Source organism: Roseovarius sp. (genome assembly GCF_048262375.1).
Lineage (GTDB): Bacteria > Pseudomonadota > Alphaproteobacteria > Rhodobacterales > Rhodobacteraceae > Roseovarius.
The window spans coordinates 1-21,109 of the sequence record NZ_JBLXFE010000031.1 but is presented as its reverse complement, the minus strand read 5'-3'; the positions used below and the strand labels follow the sequence as shown (position 1 = coordinate 21,109).

The 21,109-nt window shown below is 62.0% G+C and carries 19 protein-coding genes and 2 pseudogenes; 15 read left to right on the top strand and 6 right to left on the bottom strand.

All coding sequences use genetic code 11. The features are described from left to right. Positions 1 to 127 precede the first annotated feature (127 nt). Positions 128 to 820: pseudogene (locus ACN0SW_RS18755) on the bottom strand (hypothetical protein); the annotation flags it as partial. A 431-nt stretch (positions 821 to 1,251) separates the two neighbouring features. Here ACN0SW_RS18755 and ACN0SW_RS18750 point away from each other — a divergent pair. Genes ACN0SW_RS18750 through ACN0SW_RS18740 form a run of 3 tightly spaced genes read left to right on the top strand, consistent with a single transcriptional unit; the run spans position 1,252 to position 4,512 of the window. Then, entirely contained in the window at positions 1,252 to 2,622 is a 1,371-nt protein-coding gene (locus tag ACN0SW_RS18750) for a Mu transposase C-terminal domain-containing protein (RefSeq protein ID WP_417729449.1), read from the top strand. 16 nt (positions 2,623 to 2,638) lie between these two features. Next, positions 2,639 to 3,505: a TniB family NTP-binding protein gene (locus tag ACN0SW_RS18745; RefSeq protein ID WP_009573528.1), complete on the top strand. Its 867-nt coding sequence runs from the start codon at positions 2,639 to 2,641 to the stop codon at positions 3,503 to 3,505. Continuing rightward, positions 3,502 to 4,512: a TniQ family protein gene (locus ACN0SW_RS18740; protein ID WP_417729448.1), complete on the top strand. Its 1,011-nt coding sequence runs from the start codon at positions 3,502 to 3,504 to the stop codon at positions 4,510 to 4,512. The genes ACN0SW_RS18745 and ACN0SW_RS18740 overlap by 4 nt, the downstream gene beginning before the upstream one ends. Positions 4,513 to 4,528: 16 nt before the next feature. On the opposite strand, the gene scpB is transcribed toward ACN0SW_RS18740, so the two are convergent. Together scpB and ACN0SW_RS18730 are read right to left on the bottom strand one after the other, a co-directional pair. Next, positions 4,529 to 5,140 (bottom strand): SMC-Scp complex subunit ScpB, encoded by a 612-nt coding sequence (gene scpB / locus ACN0SW_RS18735; protein WP_370206042.1) that lies wholly within the window; start codon positions 5,138 to 5,140, stop codon positions 4,529 to 4,531. A gap of 47 nt (positions 5,141 to 5,187) precedes the next feature. Next, entirely contained in the window at positions 5,188 to 6,072 is an 885-nt protein-coding gene (locus ACN0SW_RS18730) for a DUF1403 family protein (protein ID WP_417729447.1), read from the bottom strand. A 114-nt stretch (positions 6,073 to 6,186) separates the two neighbouring features. Here ACN0SW_RS18730 and ACN0SW_RS18725 point away from each other — a divergent pair, with 114 nt between their 5' ends. Further along, a complete protein-coding gene (locus ACN0SW_RS18725) occupies positions 6,187 to 7,296 on the top strand; it encodes a tyrosine-type recombinase/integrase (protein ID WP_417729446.1) in 1,110 nt (369 codons plus the stop codon). Between the two features lie 104 nt (positions 7,297 to 7,400). Continuing rightward, a pseudogene (locus ACN0SW_RS18720) lies at positions 7,401 to 7,568 on the top strand (recombinase family protein); the annotation flags it as partial. Between the two features lie 78 nt (positions 7,569 to 7,646). On the opposite strand, the gene ACN0SW_RS18715 reads toward ACN0SW_RS18720, so the two are convergent. Together ACN0SW_RS18715 and ACN0SW_RS18710 are read right to left on the bottom strand one after the other, a co-directional pair. Next, positions 7,647 to 8,042 carry a PIN domain-containing protein gene (locus ACN0SW_RS18715; RefSeq protein WP_417729445.1) on the bottom strand — a complete coding sequence of 132 codons (396 nt, stop codon included), beginning with the start codon at positions 8,040 to 8,042 and terminating at the stop codon, positions 7,647 to 7,649. Further along, positions 8,032 to 8,259 (bottom strand): AbrB/MazE/SpoVT family DNA-binding domain-containing protein, encoded by a 228-nt coding sequence (locus ACN0SW_RS18710; RefSeq protein ID WP_417729444.1) that lies wholly within the window; start codon positions 8,257 to 8,259, stop codon positions 8,032 to 8,034. Before ACN0SW_RS18710 ends, ACN0SW_RS18715 begins: the two co-directional genes overlap by 11 nt. A gap of 215 nt (positions 8,260 to 8,474) precedes the next feature. Between ACN0SW_RS18710 and repA the strand changes: the two genes are divergently transcribed. The 6 genes from repA to ACN0SW_RS18680 all read left to right on the top strand — a co-directional run bounded on the left by repA (position 8,475) and on the right by ACN0SW_RS18680 (position 16,477). Further along, positions 8,475 to 9,659, top strand: coding sequence for a plasmid partitioning protein RepA (repA, locus tag ACN0SW_RS18705; RefSeq protein WP_417729443.1), 1,185 nt, complete (start codon positions 8,475 to 8,477; stop codon positions 9,657 to 9,659). After that, complete coding sequence (gene repB / locus ACN0SW_RS18700) at positions 9,659 to 10,651, top strand: plasmid partitioning protein RepB (RefSeq protein WP_417729442.1); 993 nt, start codon at positions 9,659 to 9,661, stop codon at positions 10,649 to 10,651. The genes repA and repB overlap by 1 nt, the downstream gene beginning before the upstream one ends. A 182-nt stretch (positions 10,652 to 10,833) precedes the next feature. Further along, positions 10,834 to 12,045 (top strand): plasmid replication protein RepC, encoded by a 1,212-nt coding sequence (gene repC / locus ACN0SW_RS18695; protein WP_417729441.1) that lies wholly within the window; start codon positions 10,834 to 10,836, stop codon positions 12,043 to 12,045. Positions 12,046 to 12,223: 178 nt separating this feature from the next. Beyond that, entirely contained in the window at positions 12,224 to 14,395 is a 2,172-nt protein-coding gene (locus tag ACN0SW_RS18690) for a ParB/RepB/Spo0J family partition protein (RefSeq protein ID WP_417729440.1), read from the top strand. Between the two features lie 101 nt (positions 14,396 to 14,496). Next, on the top strand, positions 14,497 to 14,970 hold the full coding sequence (locus tag ACN0SW_RS18685) for a hypothetical protein (RefSeq protein ID WP_417729439.1): 474 nt from the start codon (positions 14,497 to 14,499) through the stop codon (positions 14,968 to 14,970). Positions 14,971 to 15,985: 1,015 nt separating this feature from the next. Then, entirely contained in the window at positions 15,986 to 16,477 is a 492-nt protein-coding gene (locus ACN0SW_RS18680) for a hypothetical protein (protein ID WP_417729438.1), read from the top strand. 519 nt (positions 16,478 to 16,996) lie between these two features. Here the strand turns inward: ACN0SW_RS18680 and ACN0SW_RS18675 are convergent. Further along, positions 16,997 to 17,194, bottom strand: coding sequence for a hypothetical protein (locus ACN0SW_RS18675; protein ID WP_417729437.1), 198 nt, complete (start codon positions 17,192 to 17,194; stop codon positions 16,997 to 16,999). Positions 17,195 to 17,457: 263 nt separating this feature from the next. On the opposite strand from ACN0SW_RS18675, the gene ACN0SW_RS18670 reads away from it, so the two are divergent. The 4 genes from ACN0SW_RS18670 to ACN0SW_RS18655 all read left to right on the top strand — a co-directional run bounded on the left by ACN0SW_RS18670 (position 17,458) and on the right by ACN0SW_RS18655 (position 21,022). Beyond that, entirely contained in the window at positions 17,458 to 17,679 is a 222-nt protein-coding gene (locus ACN0SW_RS18670) for a hypothetical protein (RefSeq protein ID WP_417729436.1), read from the top strand. Positions 17,680 to 18,399: 720 nt separating this feature from the next. Beyond that, the gene (locus ACN0SW_RS18665; protein ID WP_417729435.1) at positions 18,400 to 18,711 is read left to right on the top strand and encodes a hypothetical protein; all 312 of its coding nucleotides are present in this window, start codon (positions 18,400 to 18,402) and stop codon (positions 18,709 to 18,711) included. Between the two features lie 1,094 nt (positions 18,712 to 19,805). Next, positions 19,806 to 20,063: a hypothetical protein gene (locus tag ACN0SW_RS18660; RefSeq protein ID WP_417729434.1), complete on the top strand. Its 258-nt coding sequence runs from the start codon at positions 19,806 to 19,808 to the stop codon at positions 20,061 to 20,063. Between the two features lie 665 nt (positions 20,064 to 20,728). Further along, on the top strand, positions 20,729 to 21,022 hold the full coding sequence (locus ACN0SW_RS18655; RefSeq protein WP_007195955.1) for an IS3 family transposase: 294 nt from the start codon (positions 20,729 to 20,731) through the stop codon (positions 21,020 to 21,022). Positions 21,023 to 21,109 lie beyond the last annotated feature (87 nt).

Below are 21,109 nucleotides of genomic sequence, written 5' to 3'. Positions count from 1 at the left end.
GACCGTATGCTAATAAAGGGTACAGTATGGCAATTAACGGTACAATATGAAAATTAAGGGTACATCGTGCCGCTGAAAACAAACGATAATTTTAAAGGCAATTCTGATTAATGAGGGTACAGTGACACCAGCGTTCCAGACGTTCGAACGGTGAACCACCGGCTCGTAGTCCCCCTGCCCCGCCCATGGCCAGAGGCGTGAAGACTGCGCCTCTTCCATCGCTGGCCGCGATCCGCGCAGCTGCGACAGCCGCTTCCATACGGTCGTCGTGCTGCCCGAGCCCCGCGAGGCGCCAGAGGTGAAAGCCCGCGCAAGCGCGAGTGATCGGGTGCAGGTCCGTGGCCTGCCCCATCAGATCCAGCCAACCGCTCGCGCGATCCACGAACGGCTCGGTCTCATCACTGATGTTCTCGGGGTCGCGACGGTCGAGGAAGGCGGAAAGGTCCTGCTCCGGTCCCGGTCCACCCGTCAGTCGCCGAATCGCCCATCCGACTCGCGCCAGCGCCGCCGTGTCGTCCTGGACACCGGACAGGCGCAGCGAGATCCAGAGCGCCAGCCGGTCTTGGCTGATGCGGTCACCGGTGTGCCAGCTCAAATCTGCGGCCTCCATCAGCGCAAGCCGATGCCGCCATCCTTCCGGTCCGCGCTTCAACCGGTCGTCCAGCGCGCCGACGCGACCGGCCACACGGGCAAGACGCGCGGCCTGCCCGCCCTCTGCCTTCCGCCATTCGTCGAGGACCTCGGTTTCACGCGGTTCGGCCCGTGGTCCCGGCGGCAAATAGTCCGGCTCGTCGTCCATCGGACCGGGCAGAAACCACATGTCGCATTTTCTTCACCATTTCAGCACATGATTATTACGTGATTTCTGGATGATACGGGGTAAGCACACATCATTTTTCAGCTTAAGGCTTCAATTTTGGTTCCGTATTTCAAAGAGTGGCGGCTCTGTTGGCGCACGGCGCAGCCAGTCTCGAAAGCGTCATACCGATGATGTCCGGCGGAGGGCATGTTTCGGATGAAGCGTGGACCAAGGCAACGCGTACCGCGCGTGAGCTGGACCGGATTCTTGACGGAGTGGCGCCCGTGCGTGAGGCCGTGGTGCGCGCGGCATCCGAGCTGCGGCTCTCGACACGCCAAGTCTACAACTATCTGGCGCGGTATCGGGAAGAGCGCAGGGTATCGTCCCTGCTGCCGCAAACGAGTGGAACAAGGAAACCTAGGATCAGTCCCGCGGTCGAGAGCATCATTGCGATGACCCTGCGGGAGATGTGGTTGCGCCCCGAGCAGCCGGACCTTGCACCAATCGTTGAAGAGATCCGCGCCCGTTGCGCAGAGGAAGGGCACAGGCCGCCCGCCTATGTCACTGTCGCCCGGCGGATCCCCACTCTGTTTGCCCCGGAAGAAATTGCCCGCCGCCGCCTGTCAGATGGTAAACACCTGCACCGGCTAAAGCCGCGACCGGGCTACATCCGGGCTAACCACGCGCTCGACGTTGTCCAGATCGATCACACGCCGGCAGACATCCAGTTTGTCGAGGTTATTGATGACTACGGTGTTTTCGTTGGGCGCCCCTATCTGACCATCGCTGCAGATGTGGCCACGAGCGCGATCATCGGCTTCTGCCTGACCCTCGAGCGGCCGTCGCGACTGTCTGTGGCACTTTGTCTGGCGCACGCGATGTGCTGCAAGATTGACTGGCTGGCAGAACGCAGTATCGATCATGCTTGGCCGATGCACGGTCGCCCAAAGCAGATCGTCGTCGATTCCGCCAAGGAATTCCAAAGCAGCACCTTCAGCAGAGGATGCGCGGACTATGGTATTTCCATTCGCATGCGGAACAAGGGCACCGTGCATCGGGGCGGAGTCGTCGAACGCCTGCTGGGGAAAGTGAACACCGCGCTACGCGCCTTGCCGGGCAAGACGGGGCGTTCCATCGCGGATCGGGGCGACTATGCCTCGGAAGCGCGGGCACGGCTCAGCTTCGCGGATCTCGAACGCTGCATCGCGCTCGCGATCATCGACCACAACCTGAGCCAGAATGCGCGCAAGCTGACCGTTCCGGCGAAAGAGTGGGAAGATCGGTTCCAGCCGAAAGACCGGCCGGTCGATGCACCTGTCGATGTGCTGCTGAATTTCCTGCCACGCAAGACGCGGAAGATTTCACCTCAGGGCTTCAGTCTCTTCGCCATCGACTATTTCGAGCCCTGGCTTGGCCCGCTGGTTGCGCGTCGTGACCGGCTGGCCCCGCTCGATCTGTGCTATGATCCTCGCGACATCAGCCATATCTACGTCAAGGATCCGGATACCCAGGCTTGGCGGCCGGTCAGGCGACGGGACGGACTGGCCGAGCCGATCACGCTCTGGCAGCACCAGGCGGATCGACAGCGGCGGCGCGAAATCCAGCGGCGCCCTGTGCAGGAGGCATCAGCGATCCGACGCGAAATCGCCGCAACTGTTGCCGCCGCCAAAACCCCCAAAAGCCGTTTGAAGGAGATGACCCGCGCCCGGCATGCCACCGAGGCAAAGAAGCCTTATGCCGACTTCGCTACGCCTTCCGCCTCGGCCCAGGCAAAGCTCGACCCGGATCGTCCGCGGCGGGTCTTCCCAATCGAGGATTGGTAAGGTGCCGGACCACCTCATGTCCGCCACCGTCCCACTCTTGCAGGCCGATGACGCAGTGCGGATCGCCCATGTGCGCGCGCCGCGCTGGATCAGCCATCCGGCGGCCGGCGCGGCGCATGACGCGATGCGACTGCTGCTTGAGCGACCGCCATCCCTGCGCCCACGCGGTTTGCTGCTTGCCGGTCCCTACCATAACGGCAAGACCATGATCGCCGAACGCTTCGCCGTCGAACATCTGCGTGTTGCCGAGCAGCAAAAGGTGTGGGTGATTCAGACCCGGGAAGGTGCAGGGCTGTCGCATTTCTATGCCAGCATCCTGTCCGGATTGCGCGCGCCACAAGCCGCTGGCTGGCGCAGCCTGGCCCGCGCCGGCGATCAGGTCGATCATCTTCTGGAGCGCCTGAAGCCGCGCCTTTTGATCTTCGACGAGTTCCACAGCGCGTTGCGCGGGCGGCGCGAGGATGTGAAGGCCATCTTCTCGTTCTTGCGGCGGATCGCACGAGTGCATGACATCTCACCCGTCCTTGTCGGCGAAATCGCGATCTACGATGCGGTGCATGACACGGACGAAATGGGCTCACGCTTCGATACGATCCCCATTCCACGCTGGGCGTATGACGAGGATTTCGCGACACTTCTGGACAGCCTTGAGGTAAGTCTGCCGCTAGCCAATGCCTCCGATCTGTCGCGCGAACCCTTGGCAAAGATCATCCACGATCTGTCAGAGGGGCTGATCGGCGAGGTTATCGAGATAGTCACCAGGGCGGCAGTTGCGGCAATCTCGCGCGGTGAGGACCGGATCACGGGCGCAACCCTGTCGGACCTTGGCTATGTGCCTCTCTCGAGGCGCCGCAATTCCGCTTTGCGTCACGAGATGACATGAGGTTTGGGCCGACCGGGATCTCCGTGACGCCTGCAGAGCGGTATGAAGGCGCGGCGGGAAACCGTTGGCCCATGAGCATTATGCCCGCACCAGGTGAACTTCTGTCAAGCTGGCTGCACCGCCTCGCTTACGCAAACGGCATACCTCCGCACTATTTTGGTGCGCTTCTCGGAGCGCCAGGTCAGAACTGGTCGGCACGTCTTGATCGAGCGATGCCAGATCGCATTCTGCAGTTTCTGGGAGAACATACCCACATACCCTTGGAAGACATCGCGGCTCTGACCATTGCTCCTGACCCCTTGGCCCGGTTGCGTTTGCCCCTGCGGGCATCGCCTCAGCAGAGTTGCGCACCAAAGACGCAGGCGACCTGGCTGCAATTCTGCCCGGCCTGTCTGGCGGAAGACGAAACGCCCTATTTTCGCCGGAGCTGGAGCCTGGCGACACGCGTTTCTTGCTTTCGCCACGGCTGCCGACTTCGGGACAGGTGCCCATCCTGCGGACAAGGATTGGCTCCGTTCAGCCAGAAGCGTCTTGTACCGCATCAAATCTGCGCCTTATGCGGTACGGCGCTCTGCAAACGCACCCGTCCTGCCACCAATAGGGTTCGGCGTCTTGAGCGCCTGATCGACGATCTGCTTCGTCTTCATGCCGTGGGGTATCGGATGTCAGAGGGGCGGTCACTGCCGGACCTGCTTGGATCGGCCTGCTTTCAATTTGGGCGACGGCCAATGTCCATCGCGCGCCTCCCCCATCGGGATCGCTATCATCTGTTCCGGCAATTGACGGAAGGGCGGTCGACGCCTTTCGGAACGCGAAGAAATCCCGCGATCGCTTATTGGAGACGCGCCGCTCAGGCTGCGCCAGCCTGGCGCGGACTGGTCACATCATTCAGCGATGCCGTCCTGCCTCGGCCTAAAGCTGGGCCTTGCTCTACCACCGCTGGCCCGCATTTGGCGGATCTCGTTCAGGCGGCCGCGCGGCTCCATCAGCAGCGGCAGGTGCCCTGATGGTCTGAAGCAGGTTTCAAGGGCGCGCGGCCAGCCCAGCGTCATTCAGCTGTTCAGCGTCTGGCAGGTCGCCCAAGCTCTCCATCCCGAAAGCTGAGAGGAACGCGTCTGTGGTCACGAAGGTATAGGGGGCACCACGACGCGGCGCGCGCGGCCCAGTTCCAATCAGACCGTGTGCATGCAGCCGCCCGATCAGATCCCGGCTGATCTCTTTGCCAAAGATATCCTTCAGCCCGTCGCGGGTGATCGGCTGGTGGTAGGCGATCGCCGCCAGAATCGCGACGTCGAACTCGTTCAGGTCCAGCAGTTGGTCGCTCACATCAGCAGCGGCGCGGATCGCAGGCGCGTAAGCGGTCCGTGTCCGGAACATCCACGCCCCTGCGACCATGGCAATCTCAAACGCCCGCCCCTCCAGATCGGCGGCCAGATCCTCGACCAGCAGATCAACCGAAGTCCCTTGCCCCACTATGCGCGCCAGATCTTCGCGCGGTACAGGCGAGGCAGAGGCAAACAGCACCGCCTCGATCCGGCGCATCCATTCCCGCCAGCGCAATTCCGGCGGCAGGTTGGCCAATTCGCGGTCAATCTGGGGTTCGGGGCGGTCCTTCGACTTCTTTTCTGGTCGCATGTCCGACCCGCGGAACCGGTTCCCATTTTCGCTATCCATGCTCATGCCTACACCCCGTACAGCCGGAAGGTGTCGCGGCCGGTCAATTCGCGGATGGCGCCAAGATCGACCAGCCGGTCGCAGAGTCGCCGCGCGGCGCGATCCGGCAAAGGCAAGGCCGCGGGGGCCACCGCATCCTGTGTCAGGAAGATCTCAACCGCCTCCCCGGCCCCTTTGGCTCGAAGCTTTGGCGCAACCCCTTTCAAAAGCGCAGCCCGACGCGAGAGGTCGACAGCCAGACGCGTGGCCTCGACCGCGGATGCGGTCACAGCGCGATGACAGGCTAGGCGCAAATCGTGGCCCCGCTTGCGCAGGTCTGTGCGTTTCAAACCCGCGGCCAGCAGCGGCACGACATGATCCCAACCTAGCGCCTGGGCGAGGGCGGCGTCCGCGAGGATTAAGGCCGGGACTTCGGCACGGGGTGCCTCCGTCAGGACAGCATCCAGCACCACCGCGGTACGGGTCAGCGGTGCCCCATTTCCCGCATCCAGCCACGTGGCGATCTGGCAAGTCTCGATGGTCGGTAAAGCTCGGCTCAAAGCCTTGACCGACACCGACCGTTCCACCGCGCGACGCCAGGCAAGGTAGGTTTCGCCTGCCGGACCGGGAAGGTCGCCGGGACGCAGGAGGTGCACCGCGTCGCGCAATTCCCCCGCCCTCTCCATCCGACCGGAAAGCGCCACGCATGCCTCTGCGGCGTGCAGGGCCAGCCGGTCCCGCAACAATGCTTGGGGGACATCGTCTCGTGCAAACACATGATACAGGTGAGTAAGCGCTGCACCTGACAAAAACGCCACATCTTCAAGGGTTTCAACCCGTGTGGCGATAACCCAGGCTGGCATCCTGGGTATCGTTTCAGGGTCGCTGGTGCGGATGTCGCGAGCAAACGTCATGCCGGGACGCTATCCCAAGACGGCGCTTTCTGCCAGCAAATAGCGTAGAAACCGCCTCACACTATCTCTTGCTCTAATGTCCAATAAGTTTGCATTATCGGACTTGGCGGGAGTATGCTCGACGGTATGACCGAAACGCCCGAGAAATTGCCTTCAGAACCCCCGGAACGTCCCGATCGCCATGAGCGGGACGACAGCGCTGATACGGAGCGCGACACGATCGCCCTGCCCTCCCATGTCGCTGGCTCGGGCACGCTCGACCGCCTGGTCGAAACGGCGCGTGACTATGCGCGTCAGGCGGCGTCGGAGAACACGCTGAAGGCCTACACCAAGGATTGGGCCCACTTCGCGCGCTGGTGCCGGATGCGTGGCGCGGACCCTCTCCCCTCGTCGTCCCAGCTGATCGGGCTCTACATCGCCGATCTGGCAGCGCCGGGCGGCAAGGCCCGTGCCCTCTCGGTCTCCTCAATAGAGCGGCGGCTGTCCGGCCTGACCTGGGGCTATGCGCAGCGCGGAGAACGGCTGGACCGCAAGGACCGCCACATTGCCAGCGTCCTGGCTGGCATCCGACGCAAGCACGCACGGCCACCGGTCCAGAAAGAAGCGATCCTGCCTGAAGACCTGCGCGACATGCTGGCCACCCTCCCCCACGATCTGCGCGGCCTGCGTGACCGCGCTATCCTGCTGATCGGCTTTGCTGGTGGCCTGCGTCGGTCCGAAATTGTCAGCCTCGACCACGGCAAGGATGACACGCCTGACTCCGGCGGCTGGGTCGAGATCCTGGAGGGCGGCGTACTCCTCACCCTACGCGGCAAGACCGGCTGGCGCGAGGTCGAAATCGCCCGCGGCTCATCCGATCAGACCTGCCCGGTCCATGCCCTGACGCAGTGGCTGCATTACGCAAGGATCGACTTCGGCCCGATCTTCGTCGCCACGTCGCGCAACGGCCTGAAAGCTACGGGCGAGCGGTTGTCGGACAAGCACGTCGCCCGGCTGATCAAATCCTGCGCCCGCGAGGCCGGGCTACGCCCTGATCTGCCTGAGGCCGAGCGCGTGCGGCTGTTCTCGGGCCATTCCCTGCGTGCAGGCCTTGCAAGCAGCGCGGAAGTTGATGAGCGCTATGTTCAAAAGCAGCTCGGTCATGCCAGCGCAGAGATGACCCGCCGATACCAGCGACGCCGCGACAGGTTCCGGGTGAACCTGACCAAGGCCGCAGGCCTGTAAGCCCCCTGCCCTTCCGACGAGCCTTTGCTGAAATGCCAAGCTCCAACCTGACCGCTCAGGTTTCAGCTAATCGCTTCAATTGAAATCGGGAACCAAACGCGACAGCCATCGTCGCCGCCATCAAAGGCGCGGACCCCGACATCACGCTTCAGGCGATCTGCACCAGACTGGAAGCGATGCGTGAGCGCACGCCCCGCGGGCGGACAAGCTGGCAGCCCTCCTCGGTGAAGATGCTGCTGGAGCGGGCTGAGAGACTGGGGCTGCTTGAGTAGTCGCGCTACCTTGCAAATCCTCCAAGACATGGAAGGATTACAAGGTTGTGGTCAGGACCACGCTCAGTATCTGTCCGGTCATGTAAAGGGGTTGACGATGCGAAGCTGGCCTTCGACCATCAGGCCATCTTGCATGTCCTCGCTCCACAGCGTGGTGCAGCCCGCAACCAAAGCGCTGGCCACGATCATGGCGTCGTAGATCGAGAAGCCGTAGCGTTCCGCCAAGGCGCGGCCGACGTCGTGGGTCTGAAGGGTCAGGTCTTCGACGGGGCACAAGGCGCGAATGCCCTCAAGAAACGTCCCTGCTTCCTCCCAGCTCAGGCCAGCCTTGCGGTGACAGTTCACCAGCGTTTCGTTCAGGACCTGAGCGCTGATCCGGGGCCCCTGCCCCAGAATAACCTCGGCGCGATCGGCCTTCGGGCCATCGTCGAGCAGGTAAAGAACGACATTCGTGTCCGCGAACTCAGCGCTCATGCGCGTCATCGCGGCTCAGGCGTTCCGCAGCGGGCAGCTTGCCCCGGAAGCGGCGCAGACCCGTCAGCACCTCATTCGCGCGCGCCAGACGACGGACTCTGACCTGGCCGTCGTCCTTGACCAGGTCGATCTGATCGCCTTCCTTGAGGCCAAGTTCGCGGACAAGCTCAGCGGGCAAACGGACGGCAAGCGAGTTGCCCCATTTCGCGACCTGCATCGTGATCTCCTGAGTGGATATACGATCGGGAATGTATATCATGTTGGTTGCATGGGCAAGCCTGTCCACGAGCCCGGGCTACTCTTGTGCGTCACGCAGTGGCTGACACCAGATTTAGAAAGAGCTTGCACGAATCTGAGTCCTCAGGCAATAGTCACGGAAAAGGGCGACTAAACGCCAAATTCCGTGAACACGCCACGGGCGCGCGAGGGCAGATGAGCAGAGCCGATACACAGGAAGACCTGAACGCTGTGATCCGTCAGCATTCCGAGGTGCTGGCGGCGCAACTGCATTCGCAGCGTGAGAGCCTGTTCCCGCCTGACGCATCCAAGTCTATGCGCAAATTCACCTCTGGGGAAGCTGCTGCTCTGCTGGGTGTCAACGACTCATACCTCAGAAAGCTCCATCTTGATGGCAAGGGGCCGTCGCCAGAAGTTTCATCGGGGAACCGGCGGCACTACTCTGCTGAAGATATCCATAACTTACGAATTTTGTTGGAGAAAACGGCTCGAAGACCCGGAGATTACCTGCCCGGTCGTCGCGCCGGTGACCATCTTCAGATCATCGGCGTGATGAACTTCAAGGGGGGGTCGGGCAAGACGACCTCCTCGGCGCATCTCGCTCAACGGTTGGCTCTCAAGGGTTACCGTGTCCTGGCGATCGACCTTGATCCGCAGGCTTCTCTTACGGCTTTGCATGGGGTTCAGCCTGAATTTGACCTGCTGGACGGCGGCACGCTCTACGATGCCATTCGTTATGAAGACCCGGTTCCGATCGCCGAGGTGATCCGCAAGACATATATCCCGAACCTCGATCTGATTCCTGGCAATCTCGAACTGATGGAGTTCGAGCACGAGACGCCGCGGGCACTTTCTCGCGGCAACGCGGGTTTGTTCTTTTTCCGTGTGAAGGAGGCGCTGGCGCAGGTCGATGAGCGGTATGACGTCGTCGTCATCGACTGTCCTCCGCAACTGGGGTTCTTGACCATGTCCGCGCTGTCGGCCGCGACAGGCGTTCTCGTTACGATCCATCCCGAGATGCTCGACGTGATGTCGATGAGCCAGTTCCTCAGAATGACGGCCGACCTGATGGACGTCATTGCCGACAGTGGGGCCGACATGTCGCATGACTGGATGCGGTATCTTTTGACCCGGTATGAGCCGACAGACGCACCGCAGAACCGTATCGTCGCCTTCTTGCGAACGATGTACGGCGACAAGGTTTTGAACGCGCCGATGCTCAAGTCGACGGCCATCTCGGACGCCGGTTTGACCAAGCAGACCCTTTACGAGGTCGAACGCAGCGCGTTCACCCGGACGACCTATGACCGGGCCATTGAAAGCCTGAATGCGGTCAACGACGAGATTGCCCAGCTCATTCAGAAGACTTGGGGGCGCTGATGACCGACAGCAAGAAGAAGCGCATGTCCATGCTGGATAGTCTTGCAGCGGCGGGGACGCCCCCTGCCCCTGGTAGCATGATGTCTAGCAATCGGGCCCTGCGGTCGGCGCGTGATGCTGTCGATGCTCACCATGTTTGGGAGCTCGATCCGGCTGAGATCCAAGACGAGCGATACTCGGATCGCCTCGACCCAAAGGATGTGCACGACCTTCGCGCGTCGATTGAACAAAACGGGCAGACTGTGCCCATCCTTGTTCGGCGCCATGCGACCGACCCCAATCGGTATCTCCTCGTCTATGGACGCCGCCGTCTTGAGGCCATTCGTGCCTCCGACAAAGTGAGCAAGGTTCGCGCCCTCATCGCTAACCTGGACGATACGGCGGCACTCCGCGCTCAGGTTTCAGAGAATACTGGTAGACGTGACCTGAGTTACATCGAGCGTGCCCTCTTCGCTCAGGAACTGCTCGATAGTGGCTTTGGCTCGCAGGCACAGATTGCCGAAGTGCTCAACGTGACCCGTTCGGCGGTATCGATGTCGATCTCGGTTGCCAAGGCGATCGGAACTGCACTGGCCCATGCAATCGGACCGGCGCATGGCGTCGGCCGTCCCAGATGGGAAGCTTTGGCCAAGGAGCTTGCCGACAGCCGGATCGAGAACGACGATCTTTCCCGAATTGCTCTTGATGTTCGCGCCAAGGCGGCCGCGAACGAACAGGCGGATGAGGATCCGCACGTTGATCCTTCGGTGGCGGCTTTTGAGGCCGTTGCGCGGCACGTAAAAAAGAGTGTGAGCTCGACGCTCGGCAAGAAGCCGAGATCGAAGACCACTGCCCTTGTGATCGATGGCACGCCCGTGGGCGCTATCAAGAGATCTGGCCGGGCGCTTCGCCTGGACCTGACGGATGTGGATGATGCCTTTGCGGAGTGGCTTGATGCCCGCGCGCAGGACGTCCTCGAAGAGCTTCACGATCGCTGGAAAGGCGAGACATGAAGAGAGGCAGAGCAGCAACAAAAAGGAGGCACGGTACAGGCTAGAGAAAAGGTCCCGCAAAGCTTGCGCTCCACGAGACCCCAACTTTGATCTTAGCACTTTCAAGGTAGTGGGCCGGCGCGCAAACCGCAAGTCATATGTGATTCGCGGAACAGCTTTTCTATGCCTTCGTGAATGACATCATGGAGTACACACCGATTTCGCCGTTTATGCGGCAGATCTCGCACGCCCATCTGCGCGTGGTCGAGCGTCCTGAGGCGTCTGTTCCGGGCAAGCCCGTGAACAAGTGGGAGCTTCTTCGCGAGCTGTCCAAGGCGCAGGCCGCTTTTGGCGTTTCCGAGCGCGATCTGACCGTTCTGCAGGGGCTTCTGAGCTTCTTTCCGGATGATGCGCTTGGCGGGAACGCAGAAATGGTCGTCTTCCCGTCCAACAAGGCAATCTGCGAGCGGCTGAACGGCATGGCCTGCTCCACGATGCGCAGGCACATTGCCCGCCTGGTGGACGCTGGCTTGCTCATGCGACGCGATAGCCCCAACGGGAAGCGCTATGTCCGCAAGCATGGCGAAGAGCGCGTGGCCTTCGGCTTCGATCTCTCGCCGCTCTACTGCCGGTCCGAAGAGGTGGCACGGGCCGCAGAGGCCGTGCGTGAGGCCGAGGACCGTGTGCGCCGGCTGCGGGAGGTCGTGAGCCTCATGCGACGCGATCTCGCTGCCCTGGCGGAGTTTGGAGAAGAGATCCAGCCAGGTCTTGGCCTCTGGGACCAACTACGTGACAAGGCTGTCCTGACAGCGCGCGCCCTGCGCCGCAAGCTCATGCTCGAGGAGCTCTTGGCGTATCGGGCAGATCTCGAAGCTCTTCTCGACCATGCACGAAACGTCATTGATGGCCCTGAAACAGAAGAAATGAACACCAATGATGCCAGTTTTGAGCGTCACCATCATAATTCAAATGAAGAATCTATAGATCTTGAACCTGCCTTAGAAAAAGGCGGGGCGGCGGCCGGCGCGCCAGATGTTGAAACGGATGCACCTGGTGCTGACGTGGAAGAAGCGGACACAAGACGCGTGCCAAAGATCCCGCTCCATCTGGTGATCGCGGGCTGCCCGTCGCTCAGGACCTTCTACCAGGGAGATATCCACCACTGGCATCAGCTTTTTGACGCGGCTTGCCATGTACGGCCGGCCATGGGGATCAGTGCATCCGCTTGGGAAGAAGCACAACGGTTCATGGGGCCCGAGCAGGCATCCATCGTTGTTGTCGCCATGCTGGAACGCTTTGCCGACATCCGATCGCCCGGTGGCTACCTCCGCGCCCTGACGTCGAAGGCGGCGGCGGGCGAGTTCTCTTGCGGGCCGATGGTCATGGCGCTGATGTCCCGGCGAAACGCGGCGTGATGTTCACAGTTGTGAACATTCTCCCCGTCGGTGCCCCAATCGACGAAGTTCACAGCTGTGAACTCTCTGCGCCGTCTGATGAGCAACCAGCAGACAGAGGGAAAGGTTGGGGGTTTGAGGGGTGACGGGGAGTGAGATCGGGAGAGTGGCTTCCGGCGCCCGTCGTGGAGAAGATCTGATGGCGAAAGTTGCCCAGAACGTCGTCCTGTCCCCCTCGCGGGACATACCCTTCAACAAGCTCGTGTTGAGCCAGTCCAATGTGCGGCGCATCAAGGCGGGGGTCTCGGTTGAGGAACTGGCCGAAGACATCGCGCGTCGCGGCCTGCTGCAGAGCTTGAACGTGCGGGCTGTTCTCGGTGCCGATGGTGTCGAGACCGGTACGTTCGAGATCCCGGCAGGTGGCCGTCGCTTCCAGGCGCTGTCGCTGCTTGTGAAGCAGAAGCGGCTGGCGAAAACCGCGCCAATCCCCTGCATTGTGCGAGATGCTGCGTCGGAGATCCTGGCCGAGGACGACTCGCTCGCGGAGAACATGCAGCGAGTCGCCTTGCATCCGCTAGATCAGTTCCGTGCGTTTCAGGCTCTGCATGAGAAAGGTCAGGGCGAGGAATCGATCGCGGCGGCGTTCTTCGTCACGCCCCAGATCGTGAAGCAGCGCCTGAAACTCGCCTCTGTGACCCCTGCCCTGCTCGAGGTATATGCCGAGGATGGCATGGCGCTCGAACAGCTGATGGCCTTCACGGTGAACCCGGATCATGGGCGTCAGTTGCAGGTCTGGGATGCAGTGAAGAACTCCTGGAACAAGGAGCCCTATTCCATCCGGCGCATGCTGACGGAAACCTCAGTCCGGGCCTCGGATCGTCGCGCGGTCTTCGTCGGTGTCGATGCCTATGAGGCGGCAGGTGGCGTCGTCCTGCGCGATCTGTTTCAGGGCGACGATGGTGGCTGGCTCGAGGACCCTGCCCTGCTCGACCGGCTGGTGGCCGAGAAGCTTCAGGCTGAAGCTAAGGCGCTGGTCGCCGAGGGCTGGAAATGGATCGAGGTCGCGAGCGACCTGCCCTATGGCTACAGCCACGGTCTGCGGCGTCTCGCCGGTGATCCCGCGCCGATGACCGACGAGGAAAGCGCGGCCCACGCTTCGCTCCTCGCCGAGTATCGTGCGCTGGAAGAGGAATACTCCGGTCAGGACGAATACCCCGAGGAGATCGATGCCCGGCTCGGTCAGCTCGAGATGGCGATGGAAGCGCTCGAACAGCGGCCGCTGATCTACGATCCGGCCGAGGTCGGGCGCGCGGGCGTCTTCGTCACGCTGGATCGGGACGGCAGTCTGGCGGTCTATCGCGGCTATGTCCGGCCCGAGGACGAGCCGCGCGAGGAGACCGCGGTCCAGGAGGGTGATGGCGCGGATGCCATGGGGCAGGGGGGAGATGTCGGTGTTTTCAGCTGGAAACCGTCGGCAACCTCCGCTGGGGGCACCGTCATCACTTCGGGTGGTCAGCCGATCGGTGCTGATTCGTCCGACGAGGAAGATGAAGGCGCGCTGAAGCCGTTGCCCGAACGGCTCGTCATGGAGCTGACCGCCCACCGGACCTTGGCGCTGCGCGAGGCCATCGGGCGGTCGCCTGACGTGGCACTGACTCTCCTGCTCCTGAAGTTGGTGACGGATACCTTCCGCACCTCTTCTGCCGTGGGCAGCTGTCTGGAAGCCTCGGTGCGTCATGTCTACATGTCGGCGCAGGCGCCCGATCTGAAGGACAGCGTCGTGGCGAAGCTCGTCGACGAACGTCATGCCGCCTGGGAGGCCGATCTGCCTCTTGGGGACGATGCTGCGCTCTGGGACTATCTGGAGGTCCTCGACCAAGGCAGCCGTCTGGCGCTCCTGGCGCATTGCCTCAGCTTTGGGATCAACGCGCTTCATGAGAAGGTGAACCCCTATGGTGCGGGTATCTCCGCCACCGGTCTGACCCGCCGCATGGCGCATGCCGATCTGGTGGCCCGTGCGACCAATCTCGACATGGTCGAGGCGGGCTGGGAGCCGACGGTCGATGGCTACCTCAACCGGGTGCCCAAGGCCCGAATCCTCGAAGCCGTGCGCGAGGCGAAGGGGGAGGGGACCGCACAACTCCTTGATCACCTGAAGAAGGGTGAGATGGCCACCGAAGCCGAGCGGCTCCTCAAGGGCAGCGGGTGGTTGCCTGAGGTTCTTCGCCGGGCCGATCTGGTCGCATTGGGCGGCGAGGTGATCGCAGAAGGGCAGGGGGAGGATGCGGGAGAGCCCGAAGACATCGATCTTCCGGCCTTCCTGACGGCTGATCTGCCGGTGAGCGCCGCGTCGATGATGGCTGCGGAGTGATCTGAGTCATCCGGGGAGCGGGGTAACCCGCCCCCTTCTCTCACAAAATAAAGCAATATCAATATGATGAATGCGAACGCTCGCATTCGGGATGAGGAATCATGTCTGCAACAACCATCATCGACTCAGCCCCTCTCGGGGCGCTCATTCGCTATACCGACGGCAGTCCCAAGCCGCCGGCACGTTTCACGAAGAAGCTCGCGGCCTGGGAGCGATCGAACGGCGTCGGCCGCCTCGTGAAGAAGGAACTGCCGCGGGTCTATCCCACCTGGACGGCTCCGGCCTCCTTCACGCTGCATGAGGGCAACTTCTCCTCGGACGGGGTCATTCTCGTCACCATCATGCGCAGCCATTCGGCGGATAGCCGTCTGATCTTTGAGGTGGCCGAGGAACCGAAGCCCGGGCAGGTCCGCGTACTTCTGGACTTCGGTGGAAACACCGAGTTGCTGCATCTGGCGGAATCCATCACTGCGGCCGAGCTTTGGATTGCACGGGAAGGCTATCGCAACGCGAGGCTCGATATCGTCGGTGCCGAGGACGGCGAGAGGGCAGGGGGCGCAGACCTGGCCGCCTGAGCCCTGACAAGGCGTGAGGGGCCTGCCCATGTGCGGGCCTCTCACCGACCAGACCTTCGTCCCGCGAAATCGCGGGGCACCAAAGGATCCATTCCCCAAGACGGAGGTTATCAACCAAGAGCCTGCCCGGGAGGCGGGCGGCGTTCCAAGCATTAACGGGACAATCGGCTCCTGACGTTGGGGCACCATCCCCCGCTCGCCATTCCCTTCCTTGCCCCGAATCCTGTCTTCGAGATCAACCCGCGAGGGGTCGGACTACGGGCGAGCCCGTGCCGCCGGGTGGATTCGGACGAGCCGAACGCACCCGGTGATGTCAGCCAGTCTGGCCTGTGGGTCCTGTCGCGCGGGGATGGTCCTCCGCCTCCAAGACAGGAGCCAAACAGATGTCCTGCAAAGATGCTCACGCCTCGCCGCCTCCCCGCCGCCACGCTCATGGTCTCGATCGTTGTTTTCCAGGCCGGTGATGAACCTAGGCGCCGTCCCGCCGACGAAATCGACGGAGACGAGGTCGTGATCGTCTCGAATATGATCCCTTCGGTGAGGCTTCGGCCTCGTTTCCCGAGGGCCCAGGCAAGACGCAGGTGTGCCCCTGGGCCTATCGCCGACAAAGAGATCGGCGATGCCGATCTGAGAAACGCCGGTTTACCACTTGGCGCAGATCGTGTCGCCATAGGGTCAGTTCCGAATGTCGCTGACAGCCAGGACAATACGAGGATGGCGCGACATCACATTGCGCGGCGCTAGTTCCAGGAAATACTTGCGATAGAATGCGCGATGCTGCGCTAACGCAGTTGCATTACTGGCGACGGAAAGAACAACAGAAAGAAGGGCACTAGGGCGTAAGATCAGTCGCGGTTCGAATGGCACCGTTGGGAGCCGCATATTCATGCCCCTGGCACAGTCCTCAACAACCAGTTCGGTGCACCAACCCCGGAGCGCATACCCCACGTCGCTTGAGGGCTGACGCCGAAGGTCGAGGCGATCGCCGTCACCGACTATTATGTCACCGACACCCATGAAGAATTCCGCAAGCATATCGACGCCTGCCGCCCGGCGTGAAGCTGGTCTTCCCGAACATCGAGCTACGCCTGGACGTGGCGGCAAAGTCGGCTTCGTGAACATCCATCTGCTCGTCAGCCTGGAAGATCCCGACCACCTCGGAGATGAAACGGTCCTCAAGCGCCTCCAATTCCATGCGTTCAACGACCGCTTCGATTGCACGCGCGAGGAGCTGATCAAATTCGGAAAGCGCCGACCAGTCGATCACCGACGACGGCGCGGTACCCCGCACGGCGCAACGCAATTCAAGGTCAACTTCGATCAACTGCGCAAGGTTATCGCGAGAGCGAATGGGCGACCAGGAACATCCTCATCGCCGCTGGCGCGGCCGGAGACGGCACGTCTGGCGTTCGACAAGCCGCTGACGTCACGGTGCGGCAAGAAATCGAGAAGTTCGCGCACATCATCTTTCGAGCAGTCCGGCACAACGCGAGTTCTGATCGGCTAACGGGGCGTGACGATCGAGGAGCTACGGACACGATATGACGGCTGCAACCCTGCCTTCACGGCAGCGATCTCATGACCAGAAATCCGTCGGCCAGCCCGTCGACAAACGCCTTTCGTGGATCAAGGGCGCCTTAGAGTTCGACACCTCCGCCAGGCCTGCATCGATCCCGGAGGGCCGCGCCCATGTCGGCGAACACCCGCCTGCCCGCGACGCCGTCGCGATCTCGCACGTTAGATCGACGATGGATTGGGCGTCCACGCCGGACATCCCGCCCAATCCCTGCCTAGTCGCCATCATCGGCGCTCGGGCCTGGGCAAGACCGCCTGGCCGACGTCATCGCGGCCGGCTGTGATGCGATCACCCCATCCGTGGGACGCGGACGAAAACATCAGCCCATCCTTCCTACGTGCGCGACGGTGATCGGCGACGCGACCACGACGCTGACCTGGGGCGCGGCGCGACGGTTACGCGCGCTCGATGGCAGCGACGCCAACGGCCGGCGTCGTTTCCGCGAGCCCGCTACCTGTCGCAGCAGTTCGTCGAGAGCTTTGCTCGGCCAAAGGTGTGTCCGACGGCCTGATCGACGAGATCGAGCGCGTGATCTCGAGTCATATCTGCAGGACGATCGCGAATGGGCACCGACTTCGCCGAGCTGCGGACCAGCAGATCACGGTTTCGGCAGGCGCGCGAGCGCGAGGCCGAGGCGATCTCCGACATCTCGATCGCATCGCCACCGAGTTCGAGAAAGAGAGCCTTTCGTCCGTTGACCGCCCAGGTTGGGCTGAAGAAGCCGGATCGCCGATTATTCGGCGGATCGCGCGAAGCTCGTGGTCAAGGGCACCGAAGCTCAGGTCGCCCGTCATACCCAGCTCAGGAGGCGGCCCAAAGCCCGAAACCAGATCCAGAGTTACGGCAATCAGCGCCGCACTTGTCGCCCTGCAGGACGAGGTCCGTAGCATGCGGGCTACGGCGCGCCTGAGATGCTTCGACGGCGCAGGCACGCCATACCAATAGCGGCCCGCGCAAGCAGTGGACACTTCCTGCTGATCTACAAGGGCGACGTGGACAAGAGCCTGACCGCATACGTTGCATGGGCGGACGGCAAAATTCGCGAACTTAACGGCGTTCCGCTAGTGCCAGGCGATCCGAACGTCCCGCTGATCGCCGACACTGCCGACATCACGACACCGCCGCTGCGCTGATCGCCGCCGAGATGACCTGCCTGGAAGGGCTGTTCAGCGCTGTTCAGCGCCGACGTTTGTACGCGATCAATAGCGGCACTGACTGACGACCGCAGGAGAATTCGGCGCTTCAGACCCTGAAACCCGCCTTGCCGATGCGGGGTGCGCAGCGCGGCGCAAGGAACTCCAGACTGAGCGCGATGAAACGTACGGTCGGGTTTTTGAGGCGATCATCACGAACAGAACGCGTCATGTGACCTACGCGCCCCTGATGGCGCGCTTTGCCACTGTCGGGGACGCTTATGGCTTAGCTTCTCGTCCGACGGATCGCCGACGTTCAGGCGTGGGAACCTCGCGGAGGAAGAGCTCGACCGTCGCAAACCGACCTTCTACGGCGCGGTTCGCTGATCACGGTGGCCACGGAAGCGCTCAAGTCGGCGGGGAAACCAAATCGGCGGTCGAGTTCAGCCGCGATGACGGCCTTCATGACGAAATACCTCCGAGACCTGCTGTCCCATGCGCCTTCGCGCCACGCAGCAGACTGAATTCCGAGCCTGGTCGAAACAGTTCGCGCACTGGCTGGCACTGACCACATCACCGTCCGGTACGAGATCTCCTATGATGGCGTCGACATCCGCAACTCTCGCCCGGCACGCGCGGCATCGTGCTGTTATTGCTCTACCTGGCGCTCGACGATCCGCGATGATCGGCCACTGATAATCGACCAGCCCGAGGAGAACCTTGATCCGAAGTCCGCTCGACGAACTGGTCGCGCTCTTCATTGCCGCGAAGGCGAAGCGACAGGTGATCATAGTCACGCCAACGCCAACTCGTGATCACACCGACGCGGATCAGATCATCGTAGCCGAAGCAGGACCGCATCAATCAGGCGGCCGCCGCCGATCAGCTATGTGGCAGGCGGATGGAAAATGCTGCAATGGCAAGGTTGTTTGCGACATCCTCGAAGGCGGCGAAGTCGCCTTCCGCGAGCGCGCCCGCGTCTACGCGTCCGCCTCGAACGAGAGGATAGCGAGATGGCCGCGCGCGACATAGTCTACTACGATACGCGATAGCCTTCGGCCCGGCTGGCGGAGCGCGGCTGGTTCTTCATTGCGGCGAAGCCGCGGACGCCGACGCTACAGTGAGCGAGTTGGGCAAGCTCGCATCGCCCGGCACTCGCGTTGCCGGCCGCGCTGGCTCACCGGAAGAGGTCATCGAGCCTCGTTGGCGCCGACGATGCGCATCCACGATCCTTGAGCGGACGCCTTGCCGTTCCACACGGAGCTCAGCCACCGCATCGATTCATGCCGCTACCTTCTTCTTGGGTGTATCGACCCAGGGTCGCCAGGGCCGCAACTATGCTCCTCGACTGGCGAACGCTCGGTTTATGCCCCGCCGGACCAGGTGAGCTCAGGTTCTCAGGGTGCCGGTATTTCGCGGGCTGGTGCACGGAGGATTTCGTCTTGCCGCTGACAAGCTCGGCAGGAGCAGCCCAGTTCCCCGGCGAGAGCTTCCATCTTGGCGCGGGCTTCCGCCTTCTGCCGATCCCATGTGAGATCGCCTTGGCGACGTCCTTCGCATTTGTTCAGTTCGCTGAGCGACAGTGCCTTTGCGATCGTAATAAGCCATTGATGCGCCGGTCCTGGATGTTCCGGTATCGATAGCATGTCGAGGCAGGGCCATGCATTTCAGCAGGCAAGGGCAGGGGATGAATGCTGGTAGTAGCCACTTTTGGCCGCTGGAGGAGTGCTGGCTTTGGGTCAAACAGTCCCGATTGGCAAGGGGACATGGTCTGGCATGGGTTCGTATCTCTCTGTCTCTGGCCATCCTTCGACTGACAATCCCATCCCGTTCGGGTTCTCGCGCGCACCGCGTCAGTCCGGGCCGTGTTGCCACCTTTGCGTCCTGCCCGCTCCACCCCGGTCCTTTGGGTTTCCGTGTCCATGCCGTCCACCGTGCACGCGTCACCCGACGGGCTTTTCAGGTCTGTCGAAGGGACGGTCCCGAAGACAGGACACACAGGAGCTTATCATGCAGAACATCGTCATCCTCGCCGGCAACATCGGTCGACCGAAGTCCGCACCACCCAGAGCGCACCAAGATCACCAACTTCAGCCTCGCCACCCGCGTCCCCCCCTAGGCCGGTGATGCGCGACGAGAACGGCTACTGGCTCATGGACACCGAATGGCACCGCATCACCTGTTTCAACGGTCTCGCAAGACGGTCGCCGAGCATTGCGAAAGGGGACCTGTCCACGGCCGCATCCACTACACCAAGTGGATCGACAGCATGGGGAACGACCGCTACGGCTGCGATCATCGCCGAGAAGGTCGACTTCCCACGTCCGAAGTCGGCCGAGAACGAAAACCCGAGCTGGTCGACTCACGATGAAATCCCGTTCTGAGGAGCGGGTTCTCCTTCGGCCCGGCGGGTTAAACCGCCGGCCAAAAGTCTTTCGGGCCACTGAAAAGGCACCCACGCTTGCCTTCCGGTGCTGACCGCCTTGAATACGCCTAATTGCTAACGCACTAGCTAGATTTCGTCTTGTCCTGGTCGCGCCGACTGCGATACGTCGAGCATCAACCGCGTATATTCGGCCGTGCTCTGGGTCACGGTGCCCAGTCCGGGCCATGCGAACAACGGATCCGACCAAGTAACTTCCAACTCAATCTCGATCCTTAGCAGTGCGGCCACTTGATCGCAGCGGTCGGCTCCTTGTCCTGGCCAGTAGTGATCCTCGAAGGAAACAACCACGTCGAGATCGTCATCAACCCAGATTTCGGCCAGACTTGCTCATGCGCTCGCTGGCATTGGTCGCATCCTCGAACAGGCAGCCCGGATCAAATGGGTCACCGTCACTGTTGAGGTCAAGCCTTGGCTGCGGATCTATAACTGACACGATGGGTTCATCTCTTGCCTTTCGGCGCGGATCGGATCACCGCTTTTTCATCGTTCGTCCCAGCCAGAAGGCTTCGAAAATGTTGATTGGTGATGTGGACACCCCCGTTCGGACACTGACATAAGCTATGATTTGCAGTCTGCTGATCTTCGACGAGAAGGAGATCAGAGATGTCGAAACGCAAGCAGCATGCGCCTGAGTTCAAGGCGAAGGTCGCGTTGGAAGCCCTGAAAGGCGAGGAAACGGCCGCCGAGCTGGCAAGCCGGTTCGGGGTGCATCCGACGATGATCCATCAATGGAAGCGAGCCCTGCTCGAAGGCGCATCAGGCGTGTTCGAGCGCGGAGGCCGCAAGAAACCCGAGATTGATGAGGAACAGGTGAAGGAGCTCCACGCCAAGATAGGGGAGCTGGCGGTGGCCAACTCTTTTTTGGAACGAAAGCTGAAGCCCTGGGGCGGGAAGTGAGGCGCGGCATGATCGAGCCTGACCACCCGGACCTGTCGATCGGCCAGCAGTGCAAGCTGCTGTCGATCGCGCGCTCGTCTTTCTACT